Annotated in this window: 9 protein-coding genes; 4 read left to right on the plus strand and 5 right to left on the minus strand. The window is 45.0% G+C overall.

Annotation, left to right across the window (positions count from 1 at the left end; genetic code table 11):
- Positions 1–178: 178 nt before the first annotated feature.
- A complete protein-coding gene (locus DEM91_RS10255) occupies positions 179–1,129 on the minus strand; it encodes a site-specific tyrosine recombinase (protein ID WP_249858861.1) in 951 nt (316 codons plus the stop codon).
- Positions 1,130–1,236: 107 nt separating this feature from the next.
- On the opposite strand from DEM91_RS10255, the gene aroQ reads away from it, so the two are divergent.
- Together aroQ and DEM91_RS10265 are read left to right on the plus strand one after the other, a co-directional pair.
- The gene (gene aroQ, locus DEM91_RS10260) at positions 1,237–1,653 is read left to right on the plus strand and encodes a type II 3-dehydroquinate dehydratase (RefSeq protein WP_025072166.1); all 417 of its coding nucleotides are present in this window, start codon (positions 1,237–1,239) and stop codon (positions 1,651–1,653) included.
- A 137-nt stretch (positions 1,654–1,790) separates the two neighbouring features.
- Complete coding sequence (locus DEM91_RS10265) at positions 1,791–2,432, plus strand: O-methyltransferase (protein ID WP_249858862.1); 642 nt, start codon at positions 1,791–1,793, stop codon at positions 2,430–2,432.
- Positions 2,433–2,466: 34 nt separating this feature from the next.
- Here the strand turns inward: DEM91_RS10265 and DEM91_RS10270 are convergent, their stop codons facing one another.
- Entirely contained in the window at positions 2,467–3,384 is a 918-nt protein-coding gene (locus DEM91_RS10270; RefSeq protein ID WP_249858863.1) for an acyltransferase family protein, read from the minus strand.
- 131 nt (positions 3,385–3,515) lie between these two features.
- Here DEM91_RS10270 and rbfA point away from each other — a divergent pair, with 131 nt between their 5' ends.
- Positions 3,516–3,851 carry a 30S ribosome-binding factor RbfA gene (rbfA, locus tag DEM91_RS10275; RefSeq protein ID WP_008123770.1) on the plus strand — a complete coding sequence of 112 codons (336 nt, stop codon included), beginning with the start codon at positions 3,516–3,518 and terminating at the stop codon, positions 3,849–3,851.
- Positions 3,852–3,889: 38 nt separating this feature from the next.
- A complete protein-coding gene (locus DEM91_RS10280; RefSeq protein WP_249858864.1) occupies positions 3,890–5,128 on the plus strand; it encodes an FtsX-like permease family protein in 1,239 nt (412 codons plus the stop codon).
- A gap of 895 nt (positions 5,129–6,023) precedes the next feature.
- On the opposite strand, the gene DEM91_RS10285 is transcribed toward DEM91_RS10280, so the two are convergent.
- From DEM91_RS10285 to DEM91_RS10295, 3 genes are all read right to left on the minus strand, one after another.
- Entirely contained in the window at positions 6,024–9,566 is a 3,543-nt protein-coding gene (locus DEM91_RS10285) for a beta-N-acetylhexosaminidase (protein WP_249858865.1), read from the minus strand.
- Between the two features lie 99 nt (positions 9,567–9,665).
- Positions 9,666–12,917, minus strand: a complete 3,252-nt coding sequence (locus DEM91_RS10290) for a glycoside hydrolase family 16 protein (protein WP_249858866.1) — start codon at positions 12,915–12,917, stop codon at positions 9,666–9,668.
- Positions 12,918–12,976: 59 nt separating this feature from the next.
- Positions 12,977–14,497 carry an alpha-L-fucosidase gene (locus DEM91_RS10295; protein WP_249858867.1) on the minus strand — a complete coding sequence of 507 codons (1,521 nt, stop codon included), beginning with the start codon at positions 14,495–14,497 and terminating at the stop codon, positions 12,977–12,979.
- Positions 14,498–14,749 lie beyond the last annotated feature (252 nt).

A 14,749-nucleotide genomic window follows, 5' to 3' on the forward strand; every position in this document is an offset into this window, starting at 1 on the left:
GGCCGGAGGCGCGAAGCCTCCGAAGAGCGGCATCCGACTTGTCTCCGTGTGTTAGCCTTTGCAAACATAGTAACTTAAAACTTTTTATTATTGAGTTGCAAAGGTACAAAATGTTCCTTTACAAGAAACAGGCTTTGTCAAAAAAAGATTAAAGAAAATAGAGTTGCCGCCCTCAAGACTATTGCTCATCCTCCTTTTCCTCGTTGTCATCGTCCCTTTCCTTCATGTTTCGCGGATGATGTTGCAATATTTCTTCACGCAAAGTGGTGGTATCAATGTGCATATATAACTCGGTTGTTCCAATGCTCTCATGTCCCAACATGGCTTGAATGGCACGCAAATCAGCACCACCTTTCAACAATTCGGTGGCGAAAGAATGACGAAGGGTGTGAGGAGAAATAGTTTTTGTAATACCAGCTGCTACTGCTTGTCGCTTGAGCATGATGAGAATCATGGTTCGAGTGAGGTGTTTTCCGCGTCGATTGAGAAACACATAATCCTCTTCTCCTTGTTGTATCTTCATTAAATTACGATCCACAAACCAATATTGCAATTCCCTTATCGCCTTTGAAGAAATTGGCACCAAGCGTTCTTTACTTCCCTTTCCCATGACACGGACAAAGCCTTCCTCTAAATAGAGATTGGAAAGTTTGAGATTCACTAACTCGGAAACACGCAAACCACACGAGAACAACACTTCTATAATCGTCTTATTGCGCTGTCCTTCGGGCTTTGAAAGGTCGATACTCTTCTGTATTTGATCGATTTCATCGGTAGACAGCACTTCTGGGAGACGTTCACCGAGATGCGGAGACTCTAATAATTCGGTGGGATCTTGTTCTATTTCACCAGACAGCAACAGATATTTGTAAAACGAACGAATGCCACTCAAGATGCGAGCTTGCGAGGTGGGTCCTATTTGGTGTTCGTGCAGCTGGACTGCAAAATGCTGCAAGTCTTCCAATTGCATGTCTAAAGGGCTCATCTCTTGCTGTTCGCAGAAGGACAACAGCCAGCTCAAATCGTTTTGATAAGCTGCCAAAGTGTTAGGCGAGTAATTGCGTTCCAGCTTCAGATAGCGGGTATAAGACTTCACAATATCTGTGATTGTTTTCTTGTCACTTTCCATTTTTATGCGTATTTTTGCAACATACACATCCCTTTGCATTCACACAGATGACTTCTGTTTGGCAAGACATGTATGAACGATACAAAGATAACTAAATCATACGAATTATGAAAATTCAAATTATCAATGGACCAAACCTCAATTTATTAGGAAGTAGAGAACCTGACATCTATGGACAGACCTCTTTCCAAACTTTTTTTGAGGACTTGCAAAGCCAATATCCAGCGATAGAACTATCCTATTATCAAAGTAACATTGAAGGCGAATTGATTGATAAAATGCAAGAAGTAGGCTTCACCTACGATGGCATTATTCTCAATGCGGGTGCTTATACCCACACGAGTATTGCCTTGCTCGACTGTATTCGGTCTCTGAAGACAGAAGTGATAGAGGTTCACATCTCCAATGTCTATTCACGGGAGGATTTTCGACATAAAAGCATGATTTCATCGGCTTGCAAAGGCGTCATTGCAGGCTTTGGACTGAATTCGTATCGATTAGCAATAGAGGCAGTAGTTGGATAGTTGACGAGTACACAAGTTGACAAGTGCACGAGTGAATGGATTGCAAACTGAACGCTGATGAACTGGTCAACCAAACAACTATCAACTTGTGAACTCGTCAACTCGTAAACTTGTAAACTCGTAAACTAATACTTGCTATGAATACTGATTTAGAAACCTATCTTCTCTCGCACATAGATGCCGAAGGAGACTACCTATATCAACTTTATAGAGCCACAAACATCCATACCGTGCATGGACGTATGGCGAGTGGGCATTTGCAAGGACGGCTGCTTAAGATGTTCGTAGAGATGATACAACCTAAGAATATCTTGGAAATCGGTACCTTTAGTGGCTACAGTGCCATTTGTATGGCAGAGGGACTGGGTGAAGATGGACGACTGTATACGTTTGAAATCAACGATGAAATGGAGGACTTTACACGGCCATGGATAGAAAACAGTCCTGTTGCATCAAAGATTCATTTCATCATTGGCGATGCAAATGTGGAAGCGCCCAAGCTAAATATCGTGTTTGATATGGCTTTCGTAGACGGCGACAAGCGCACCTATATAGAGACATACGAAACGGTATTAAAGCTATTGCGACCCGGTGGATTCATTCTTGCCGACAATACGCTGTGGGATGGACATGTGATAGATCCGCATTATCAACATGATGCACAGACACAAGGGATTGCTCAATTTAACGATTTCATCGCACAAGATGCACGTGTGGAAAAAGTTATCTTGCCCATTCGCGACGGTTTGACCATCATCAGGAAGAAGTTAAACGAATGAAAACAAGCTCTTAAAAAGACTAACAGATGGGTTGTCATTTGATAATCCTTGACTTTCCAAACACATACCGTGCCACATGCAACTTTTGCAAGGCATAGGCAACGGTGAAACTGCCGACTACCGTAAACAGCAAAGCCACCAACATGAAAAGCATTCCTGACGGCTCGAGCAACAGATAGGACTGAAACAACTTGGAAAGCACCGTAAACATGGGAGAGAAAAGTAACAAAATAAGAGAATTTCTACCGATGAAAAGGGAGATTTTTGCTACACGTTTGGGCAAATAGGGATACAGCCAAAGCAAGAAAGAGATAACGAAATATACGATGAGCATGCCCCCCATGGTGTGTCTTTGAAGCGCATTTGGCACACAAGTGGCAACTAATACAATTCCTATGAACGACCACCAGGCAGGGTGGAATGTATCAACGAAAGGTCGATGATACAGACGCAACGCGACACCTACACAAAAATACACGGCATTGATCCACGTAACAAGTCCCAAAAGTGCCAACACCCACAAACATAGCAACACGCTCAACAGCATCCACACACGATGATGACTCGCAAATTGGGCAACAACATAAGTAACAATACCACACAACATCAGCGTATGCAGGTACCAATAAGGACCCAAAGGGTGTAAAAACAGCTTATCAAGAAACAAGCCAAAGGTGAGTTGCTGAATATGCTCACGAATGGGTAAGACGGATGCCATGACCACATATCCACTCTCCATCAGCAAATAAGGTACGAAAATCCACTGTATATATCGCAAGAACTGCGGAACAGGCTTCTGTACATGGAGCAGATAACCCGAAATAATAAGAAATCCAGGCATGTGGAACGTGTACACAAAAGCCTTGGCAACAGGATAACGATTGCCAATATAGACAAGATGAAAGACTATCATCAAGAGAATAAACACACACTTGAGAAAATCTAACTCCAATATTCTTGCCTGAGGTTTTGTTGGAGGAGTTGTCACCATTGGCACAAAAATACGAAAAAAGATTTAATTGTCAACTATTATAAGTATCTTTGTCTTTCACTAAAATGATACACCCTTAAAATAGAAGTTTTATGCAAGAAACAAGACAAAACCGCATTGCAAGATTGCTTCAGAAAGAACTTGCTATTATTTTTCAGTCACAAACTCGAGCTACACATGGTGTTATGGTAAGTGTTACCCGAGTACGTGTCAGTCCTGATTTGAGCGTTTGCACGGCTTATTTGAGTATCTTTCCCTCCGAAAAAGGCGATGAAATCTTAGAAAATATCAATAAGAACAACAAATCCATACGTTATGAATTGGGTTCGAGAATGCGCAACCAGCTGCGAATCATTCCCGAATTACGCTTTTTCATTGACGACAGTCTTGATTACATTGAGCATATTGACGAACTGTTGAAGAAGTAAATCCGCAAAGTTTCACAAAATCAGTGAACAAGTAACGCATGAATTTCCCGTTTTTCGTATCCCGTCGCTACCTTTTCTCCAAGAAGAGTACCAACGCTATCAACGTTATTTCCATCATCTCTATGATAGGCGTTGCCGTTGCCACCATGTCATTGGTCATCGTACTGAGTGTATTCAACGGTTTTCACGACTTGGTTGCATCGTTTCTGACAAACTTTGATCCACAATTAGAGATTGTTCCAACACAAGGAAAATCGGCAGATGCACAAGACAAGCTGTTGAAACAGGTGAAACAACTAAAACAGGTTGCGGTATCCACCGAAAACGTTGAAGAAATGGCAATCGCCATGTATCAAGACAAGCAAGCCATGGTAACGATTAAGGGAGTAGAAGACAACTTTGACAGTTTAACCCATATCAAAGATATTCTGTATGGAGATGGAGAATATCAGCTACATGCTGGCAACTTAGAATATGGTGTTCTTGGCATCCGATTGGCACAATCATTGGATGTAGGAGCATCGTGGGACGGCTTTATCAAGATTTATGCGCCCAAACGCATAGGTCAGTTGGATATGTCAAATCCTGGAGACGGGTTTGTCGTTGATTCTCTTTTATCGCCAGGTGTGGTGTTCTCCGTAAATCAAGCCAAATACGACAAAGGGCATATCATTACCTCCATTGACTTTGCACGACAGCTGTTTGATATGAAAGGGCGAATTACTTCGTTGGAACTGAGGTTAAAAGCGGGGAGCGACCTCAAGGAGACACAAAAGGAAATTCAACACATCGTAGGCGATAAATACAAGGTATTGGATCGCTTCGAACAACAAGCAGACACCTTTAAGATTATGCAAATTGAGAAAATCATTGCCTATTTCTTCTTAACTTTTATTTTGGTCATTGCTTGTTTCAATATCATCGGTTCGCTTTCCATGCTCATGATTGATAAGAAAGAGGATGTGATAACGTTGCAAAACTTAGGTGCCAGTAATCAGCAAATCACAAAAATATTCCTGTATGAAGGACGCATGATAGCCGTCATCGGGGCTGTCGTTGGAATTGCCTTAGGACTATTACTGTGTTGGCTTCAACAAACTTTTGGATTGGTATCACTGGGTCATCAAGCAGGCAGTTTCGTTGTGAATGCCTATCCAGTGAGTGTACACTACTGGGATGTTGCCTTTATCTTCCTAACCGTAATTATTGTGGGCTGGGCAGCTGTGTGGTATCCTGTGAGATATTTCAGTAAACGACTGCTCAACGCTAATCAATAGAGAACGTATTAATTCGTTCCGTCCCTTACATGACGAGCATTGAACATCCAAACCGCTGTGCCTTTACAGCAAACCTACTACCACTTTTCAGCTATTTCTACAACGCTCTTGCGCCTTAGCTACAAACGGAATAAGTGTGTGAGGTAACAATATTGTGTATCATCAACACGGCTTTTTCCTTTCAGAAAGATATTTCATTGTAAAAAACGAGCTTTGTTCTACTGTTTCAACAACAGCTCAAACGAATGAAATCAATCGCACTAATTACTTCTTTCGCTTTCCGTTGTTTCATTTGTTGTAACAACACGGACGTTTCAATGATAGAATTGTGACTTTTACATTCTTATCTTTTTGAGTAAAGACATTTGAGGTATTTGTCCTATTATTTTACCAAAAATCGACCATCTAAAATCTTCAAAATAGAAAAAATCAATAGGCAAACGACATGCAAAAATCGTCTGATTTGAACAAAATAAATGCCTCTTCAAACTGAAACATTGACATAACGATCTTAGAAACACTCTTTAGAGGTGTTATTCACATGACATAAGGGCATTAAAGCATGCAAATAAGAAGCTTATCTCACTGCTTTAGTCGAAAAATAGGGGTAAAAATGGGGATAAAAAGTGACGACTTAAACGTAGCACTCTCAATATCAACAAGTTATGAAACTTTCTCATAACTCGCGTATTTGCGACCAAGAATGCGGTTGGTTGATTTCACGCGAGTTTTGAGAAGGTCTTTGTAAAGAAAATTCAGCATTAATTATTCTTCCATGCTGCGTATCACTAACTTTACAAACGCTGCCTTTTGGACGTTTTCCGTGGTAAAAATATCACGATATTGAGAAGGAGGTAAGCATTGCTATCCATACTTACCTCCTATCTTATAAATGTTATCGCACCACTACTTTTTTACCTTTACAAAGATAGACTCCTTGTTGAAGTTTACTCTCATCCGTACCTATTTTTACACCTTGCAAGTTGTAATATGCTTCTTGGGTTGCATCTGCCACCGTATGAGGAATACTTGCGACTTTCTCGGCTTGCTTTTCAAAGGTCCAAATAGATGCTCCCCAATGACGGGGCTTGAGCAACACCGTTTGGAAGGCATTGGGATTGGTGTACCAACTATACGTCCCAGATGCCTCGATGATATTGAAACCCGAGGGACCTTCATCAGTCGTATAAGGAGAAAGCTTCCAACTGTACGTTGTGCCAGCATGGATGGTTTGATCTATCGCACTACTTCCCACACAGGCAGGGACTTTTCCTACCTTGCTAATAATTCCTACCGTTCCGTCTGCATTCTTCACAAAGCGCCATAACAAATCGTCTGTGGTGGCGGTGGTACGCACGGGATAAACGTTGTTGTCAGCAGGATTGAGCTTGGCATAATAATCGGTAAAATAGCCGTTGCGTATCTTATACCAGTACGCCTCGTCTAAAGACTCAACTACCGAAGTGCGTGGAAAGGTCAAAAACTGCTGATACAAGGCTGCATATTCCATATATTCGGCATGGCTCACGGCTTTTGCGTCAGCAAGATGTGCATGGGCTGGCACAATTACCTTCGCATTCAGGAAGGACACAGCCTCATCGGTGAAACTACCGGGTTGGTGAGGAACATTGCCTGCTATGAGTTTGTCACACTTCTTGACCAAAGCTTCCAGCAATGGCTTGTATTGAGTAATCCTTACCAATCGCCACGTGCCGGGATTGCAGAGTATAGGATCGTCGAAAGAAACCACATCGCCAGAAGGATGTCCAAACAAGCGAGGTGTGCTTCCTGTCGCTGTAACAGAATAGTTGGCGATATTCGTCATCACCATAGCACCTGCCACATAATCGTATTGCTTTGCGGGTACAGTGGCTTTGTCGAGACGAAATACCGTTGCATCTGTGGCATTCATCCGCACTGCCTTGTTGTAGTCTGCCAGTTGTATGTACTGCTGAGTGACAGCATTACGTATTTTCCACCCCTTTCCAGTCTTGACAAACTGCCACAGTTCTTCAGGCTCGTTTTGTGGAGTGTAGTGGAAACGCACACCTTGCTGGTTTTGGTACATCGCTGAACCCACATAACGCTTCTTGTAATAGGTAGAAGCCGATACGATTTGATACACCTCATTTTCTTGTGGTTGAACGACATCGACAGCTTTGAAGTGTGCAATGGCGTTGCCAAGCACTTGTACGTCTGCCGTCCCATCCTTTGCTTTTTGCAAGGTTTCCGACAAAGTCTGATGCGCTTCAGCCGACACATAGCCTGCTTCGCCAGGCGTGGTAGTGTCGAGCAACATTTGTGCTTCTTGGATTGCCGTTTGCCAAGCGTCTTGATTGGCTTCTATGTAATGACGGGCATAGACATACTCCATGCGGTCGAGCAGCTCATCATGCTTCTGCAATCGCTGGTAGAAGCTCACCCAGTTCTTCTTGCTTTCGGGCAACCACCCTGTCTCAGCCAAAGCCAACAGACGTGGTAGCAACTGATACTCCAACTGGGTATTGTCGTTACAGGTCTCTGTCCACATGTTTCCTTGTACACCTAAGCAATAGTCTTCCCTGCCGCTAAGTGCACTCACTGGGTTGACACTATACACAGTGGGTACGCTGTTCACATAACCATCACCCCATCCACCTTGATAAATCTCGTTGACATCGGCTTGGCTCTTCGGCACTTGCATCATGTCAAGATACAGAGACTGGTAGGGTACAACGATACTCTTGAAGCCCAAATTGGCAGCTTCTGCACTCTTATTGATGTGATTCCAAGCCATGATGACTGGCTTTACCTTGTTGGTAGCAGGCCAATGCGCCATCAACTCGTCCCACACAATGATTTGCTTGCCGTAATTATCATACAAGTATTCACCCAACAGTTCGACAAGCCACGACTGAAGTTGCTCTACCCCACTAAGTCCTTCAGCCCGAACTCTTTCTAAGCAGTCGGCATTGTTGCGCCACTGGTCGGTTGGACATTCATCACCACCCAAGTGAATGTAAGGTCCGGGGAAAACAGTTGCTACATGTCCGAGTACACATTTTAAGAAATCGATGGTAGAATCCTTGCCTATGTTCAACACATCTTTTGATATACCTCCAGGCACTCGCACACGATAGGTCTTGGTGGGGTCGCAACTAAGCTCGGGATAAGCAGCCACGGCAGCCACCATGTGCCCGGGTAAGTCTATCTCGGGAATAATCGTAATGTTTCTCTCCTGTGCATATTTCACTACTTCGCGCAAGTCATCGAGCGTGTAATACATCCCCTCTCCATATTCGGTATCATCGAAGAACTGCTGACTGCCACCTGCATTCACAAACGAACCGGCACGCTTGCTTCCCACGGTTGTCAGCTTAGGATACTCTGGTATCTCCACACGCCACCCTTGGTCGTCGGTAAGATGCCAGTGAAAGCGGTTCATCTTGTAAAATGCCATGATGTCAAGGATGCGCATTACTTCGTGTTTGTCGAAGAAGTGGCGTGCCACATCGAGCATAAAACCACGATGGGCAAGGGCGGGCGTATCGTTAATGATCAATTGCGGCAACGTCCAAGCGGCACCACTCACAGGTTTCTTCTCATAAAAGGCATTGGGCAATAACTGCTTAATAGTTTGTAGGGCGTAAAAATATCCCGCATCTGTTTTGGTTTTTATCAGTACACCCTTTGCATCCACCATGAGGGTATAGCCCTCATCGGGCAAGGTGGTGTCTATGACCACGCTGATAGCGTTCTCCTTTCGGTCGGTCGTACAAGGCTCGACATTGAGCTGAATGCCTGCCGTTGCAGCCAATTGTTTGGCAAAGGCGGTGGCTTGCTGCTGGGTAACCTCATTCGTATAAGTAATGGAATGCAGTTGGCTGAGTTCGTAGGTCTCGCCTTCAACAAGGGTAAGCGAAGAGGGATAAGGTATCAAGCGAGGCAAATTGCGATAAGCTTCCAATGCACTTTCGGGCGTGAATGACAGTGGATTGTTGACATCACCAACGTCCCACAAGCCCACTTCGTGGCCTACACCAGGACCTGTCCATTGATTCAGAGCAACGGCACCGTTGTCGTAGGGCGTCACTTCGTATTTTCCACTTGGCAAAGACTTGATTTTCAACTTAGTAGCTTGGTGCTTAGAGGAGGCGAAAGCCATGCCTTGTTTGGCGGTGTTGTTAAGATATAGATGTCTTCCTGTCTTGTCAGTAAGCGTGAATCCAGCACTCTCAGAGCCTTCTATCTTCCACAACTGTGCAGGTTGTCCTGTCATAGAGTGGGTTTGCACCTTGACGCCATCGCCCTGAGATGTGAGTACATTTTGACTGTTAGCAAACTGGATAAAATACCAAAACGTATGGTCAGCAGTACTGATTTTTGGGAACTCTGCAGCTTTCAGGTTACACAAACTGCCCAACAACAAAAAAAGAATAGTGTATAGCGTTTTCTTCATGGGGAAAAAAAATAATGATAAATGCCTGATGTAGAACCGAAACAGTATGAATGGCATTTCTTTGAATTTAATATGGGTTCAGAAAAAAAGGCATAGCCCTTATTTGATGACTATTTTCTTGCCATCATGAATATAGACACCTTTCATGGGATGGTCTGCCTTTCGACCTTGCAAGTCATAGTATCCTTTGGAAATAGGTGCCGAATCCGCACTTATCACATAATCGATACCTGTCCATTTTTTGGGCTGAAACACTCGCACATAGTCAACTCTTGATTCATACACAAAGTCCATGTCGGGATTGCTTGCCCATTGACCATTGCCCACACTTTGGTTAAGAATCAGATAAAAGGGCGCATTGAAAGGCCATTGACCTTTTTGCAAGTCATCGTCATTGCTCGACTTGTGGTATCGTCCCTTCTCTACTCCGTCTACATACCATATCAACTCTTCCTCGTTCCACTCCAAACTGTACACATGAAAATTGTCTACATCCACATATTCTGAAAAGCTGGAGGTAGGATTATAGCGGTGATGCAAGTTGTATGTCCAATTGGAGTGTACGGTATGATAAGCCTTATTCTTCATATTGATGGCTTCAAATATGTCTATTTCGCCTGCATTAGGCCATTCTGCGCATGGTGGTTGCGGCATCATCCAGGCAGCGGGAAAGTTTCCAGCGTGCCGTGTGGTCTTCATTCGCACGTCTACCCTACCATATTTGAACGAAAACAAGTCGCGTGTTTCCATGGCACCCGAAAGCATATCTGCGGGATCTTTCGTCTTGTCGGGATTCTTGAAACATCTCAGCACCAAACAACCGTCCTTGATGAAAGCCACTTTGGGGTCAGAACTAACATATCGGCACCACGCTGCACTGTATCTTACAGATGGCTTCCAACGCTTTGGATCAGGAAACGTGCCGTTTGCCTGATTGAACTCATCGTTAAAAACCATCACATAATCTTCTTCATCCGTCTCGTTTTGCCCCATTTTTACAAATGAAGGTTGCAGTTGCAAGTCGCCGTCAACCAAACCGGGAGCAATCTCAAGCAGTCCGTATTGGCAGGCAGAGGCATCCAAGACCGTCTCTACATACTGTGCCACGCCATTGACGAGCGAGTCTGTGGCGGCAAGGTTGCCGTGTCGTACCTTCACCGAACCGAGCTTGAAGCCCTTCTCGGGCTTCATTTGCACGGTGAAAGACTGTCCGTATGGCACCTTGATGCCATTGACAGTTTGTCCTTCGAGCGTCAATACCGTTCCGTTTTTCGAAGAACAACTGACGGTTCCTTGTTCGCCGTGGTGTACAAACAACCGCACATCTGCTATGGCTCCGCCGTTATTGGCGATGTGATTGCCTGCCGAAGTGTTGCCCTCGGGGTCGACGTTGTCCCAATCTATCTTGTACCGCATCATATAATGCCCCGTCTCAAGATTATCAGGAAGGGTGAATTTGGGTGCATTGAGTCGGTCGAGACTTTGCAAATGCTGTCCATCACTGCTGTATGGTTGCCCGTTGCAAGTGGCAGCACTGAAGCTCACCAGTTCGTTATCGGCCGTCAGTTGTCCCCCATCGAGAGGCTGTTTCCAATTGAAATAACCATTCTTGTTCTTATCCACATACACCAAGGTCTGCATCCAACTGCCACTGTAGTTGACACCAGGGGCGACTTGTGTGCCTGCTGATGCCACAAAAACGTGCTGCGTCAAATCGTGATACACGTTTTTGGGGTTGTCGATATTTACTTCCTGCTGATTCAGACGCACAGCGTTAAGCCTTCTGGAAGCGTGCTTGTTGGGTTGGTTCTTGTCGAACGCTATGCTGTAGAAATCGTTTGCTTCTGGAGAACCAATGCTTACAAACAATCCTTCTACCACAACATCACCGTCAATAAGCTCAGCAGGTAAGGTATAGCTATCATTTTCGTCGAAGGACGACTTCTTCACAATCACGTCACGATATTGAGCTACGCCATGAATAAGGCTGTCTCCTTGTAGATTATAGCCATGTCTAACGCGTATTCCTTTGTAAGTAAACCCGTTCTCAGGGCGCATCTTTATGGTTACTGGCTTACCAAAAGGCACATCCTTATTGAGAAAATTGCCTTCTACATCGAACACTTCGCCATTACGCTGTGCATTGGTGATGTGCACTTGGTCACGGTGAACATTGAGTCGGATGTCGACAATAGCCCCACCATTATTGATAATGTTGTTGGAAGTGGATATATTTCCGCCCGCATCAATACAGTTCCAGTCGACCTTATAGCGCATACGGTAGAATCCTGGCTGCATATCGGCAGGCAAAGTGAATGCTGGTGGGTTGAGAACATTGCGGTCATTGCCAGAAATAGCTTGTCCCAAAGAATTGAAACCTTGCGAATCGTCATTAAGATTTTGTGAATAAAAAGCATAAGCCAGCACGTCGCTGCCCTGAACAGGCTTTCCATCGGCTGCCAAATTCGTATCAAATCGCCCGTCTCTGCCATAGTCCAAATAAACATATCCGTGCATCCAATTGCCGTTGTATTTGAAAGCTGGCTGGAGAGTTTCGCCTGCTTTGGCGATGAAATCAACTTGGTCAATCGAGCTGTAGACAGGCGTTTGCTTCGTTATGCTGCCAGCCACCGTTGCTTCCTTGCCGTTGAGCAAAATGCTAAGCAGTCCTCTGTCGGTACGAGTGTAATGAGTCTCCTTGTCAATGTTCAACGGATAGTCTTCACGTTGGGTTTGCGTGGTGGCTTTGTCGTTTACCTCAATACAGTCGATGTACACAGCAAAATCTTCGGTGAGCATGTGTGGAGACTCATTGTCGGGCACTACAACGAGCGAATGCACGTCCACTCCCTCCGCTCCTTTGATAGGAAACACGGCATCTACCCATTGGTCAGGTTCAACTTTGTTGGTAGATAGCACCCAAAACTGCTCCGTCTCCTTTGATTGGTCGTTGCGCTCAACGCGTTTACCTAAGCCGATGAGCATCACTCGACCAGCCACAGGCTTGTGTAGCATGACATGAACGTACTGCAAAGTTGGCGTGAGTTTCAACGGTTGTTGAAGGTCAATGCGTGCTCCGAAGGTGTTAGAAGCGAATCGAGAACGTTGAAAAGCCAAAACTTTGGCTGATGGATTGGGAGCTACGCCTAATATCTCGTCGGTCTCAGTGTGCGGGTTGTCGATGATGCGGACATTGCCTTGCAGTTTTCCTGTGCGGAAAGGCGAGTGTTCCCATGTGTCATAAACGCCGATTGACTTATAGTCTTGTTGCTCAAACCCTATAGACTGAGCCGTTGTTGTGAGTGGGAATAATATCCCAGCCATTAATATAAGGTGTTTGATGGTTTTCATATATTGTGTTTGATGTTTTCGTTATCTATATTTTCATTGTTTTCAAACTGCCTTGTGAACTAAAATACACTCACTGTGTGCAGAGTCGGACACGCCTTGGCGTCGTCAATGACTATTCTCAGAGCCTTGACTTTGTAGCCTGTGCCGTAACTCTGGGCTGTGGAACCGTTGAGAGGAACAATGCGTTTATATCCAACCGTGGTGGTTGTAACACCCTGTGCTACGGGCTTAAAGGTTTGCCCATCCTCGGAAATCTCTAAATGGAATTTGCGAATACGCTGCCCCAAACGAATATACTCCATGAGGGAGACATATCTAATGGTTTGCGGTTGCTTCCATGTCAGGGTGATAGTACCCGTTGTCACACCGTCACTGGCAGCCCAATAGGTATCTTTTTTCGCATCGGTCATATTGCTTGGCTTGTAATCTCTGTTTGCACCATTGCCGCGCTGATCGGTGACTGTGACGGTTGCCAAGGGCGCAAGGTCGTGTCCGAGTCTTTTTCTAAGTAGGTCGCCTGACGCCTTCAATGCCTTTACCGTAGCTTCTGGCAGTAGTCCACGCTTGTCAGGTGGACAGTTAAGTATCAGGGTGGAGTTACGTCCTACGGTCTCAAGATACATTTGGAAAGTCCGTTCGGCACTCATGGGGCGTTCACCTTGGTGCCAAAACCATCCCTTGTCGGTGAACTTGGCATCACTCTCTCCGGGGAACCATATCCACCCGTTCTCCGTTCCGTACATACCATTCCCCTCGGGAGCATATCCTCTGTCCTCGGGACTCCAGTTGGTTTCTCCAGCCCATCCTTGTTCATTGCCTATCCATCGAGCTTCTCCGCCAACTCCCCAGAGGATAATGTCGGGACAAACTTTATGTATAGAATCACGCAGATTGGGCACATCATAGTAAGTATCTCGGTCTACACTAACGGTTACATTGCGACCTCCGTAATAGCCATCGCCACCATTGGCGCCATCGAACCACATCTCAAACTGGTCGGTACCATACTGCGCCAGCTCTGCACACTGTCTAAGGAACACCTCACTGACATATCTCGGCGTGCCATAGAGTGCAGAGTTGCGATCCCATGGCGATACATAAAAGCCATATTTCATATCCAACGCCTTGGCAGCAGCCGCAAACGACTCTGGAAGATTGAGCGTTCTGCCATTCTCGTTGCCAGCACCAACAACGCTGTGCTTAGTGGTTTCTGTGGGCCACAAACAGAATCCGTCGTGGTGTTTCACCACAGCGATGCCGCCCGTCATACCTGCATCACGCACTGCCTCAAGCCACTGACGCGGATTAGGCTTGTCAGTAGGTGCAAAAAGGCTCTCGGCTTCGTTACCTTTTCCCCACTCCATATTGGTATATGTGTTCATACCATAGTGGAAAAAGGCGTAATACTCGGTTTCCTGCCATTTCATTTGTCGCTCTGTTGGCAGTGGAAACACGGGAGCAGGTTCGTTATCAGGATTGGATAACGACTGCTGCACCAGCCGGAACGCTGGCTCCGACTGTGCTTGCACGGTCATGAACGCTGTGGTCATGACCAGTGTTAGTAAGTAGTTTTTCTTCATAAAAATACGTTGCGACAGGTCTCTCATTGCCGTAAAGAACAATTAAGCGACCCTTTGCCGCATCATGGAGTTAATAAATATTATAGCTATTAAATGATTGCTTATGTTGGTTAGTTCCACAAAATTACAAAAAAAGTTTTAGTTTTGAAACAAAATTCAATTGTTTGTGAGCAAAAAGTTACTATGTTTGCAAAGGCTAACACACGGAGACAAGTCGGATGCCGCTCTTCGGAGGCTTCGCGCCTCCGGCCG

Source organism: Prevotella sp. TCVGH, assembly GCF_023522295.1.
Lineage (GTDB): Bacteria > Bacteroidota > Bacteroidia > Bacteroidales > Bacteroidaceae > Prevotella > Prevotella timonensis.

Bases quoted from the DNA above. Each gene is read 5' to 3' on its own strand.
- DEM91_RS10285 (WP_249858865.1), bottom strand. From the start codon at position 9,566: ATGAAGAAAACGCTATACACTATTCTTTTTTTGTTGTTGGGCAGTTTG.
- DEM91_RS10255 (WP_249858861.1), bottom strand. From the start codon at position 1,129: ATGGAAAGTGACAAGAAAACAATCACAGATATTGTGAAGTCTTATACC.
- DEM91_RS10265 (WP_249858862.1), top strand. From the start codon at position 1,791: ATGAATACTGATTTAGAAACCTATCTTCTCTCGCACATAGATGCCGAA.
- DEM91_RS10295 (WP_249858867.1), bottom strand. From the start codon at position 14,497: ATGAAGAAAAACTACTTACTAACACTGGTCATGACCACAGCGTTCATG.
- aroQ (WP_025072166.1), top strand. From the start codon at position 1,237: ATGAAAATTCAAATTATCAATGGACCAAACCTCAATTTATTAGGAAGT.
- rbfA (WP_008123770.1), top strand. From the start codon at position 3,516: ATGCAAGAAACAAGACAAAACCGCATTGCAAGATTGCTTCAGAAAGAA.
- DEM91_RS10290 (WP_249858866.1), bottom strand. From the start codon at position 12,917: ATGAAAACCATCAAACACCTTATATTAATGGCTGGGATATTATTCCCA.
- DEM91_RS10280 (WP_249858864.1), top strand. From the start codon at position 3,890: ATGAATTTCCCGTTTTTCGTATCCCGTCGCTACCTTTTCTCCAAGAAG.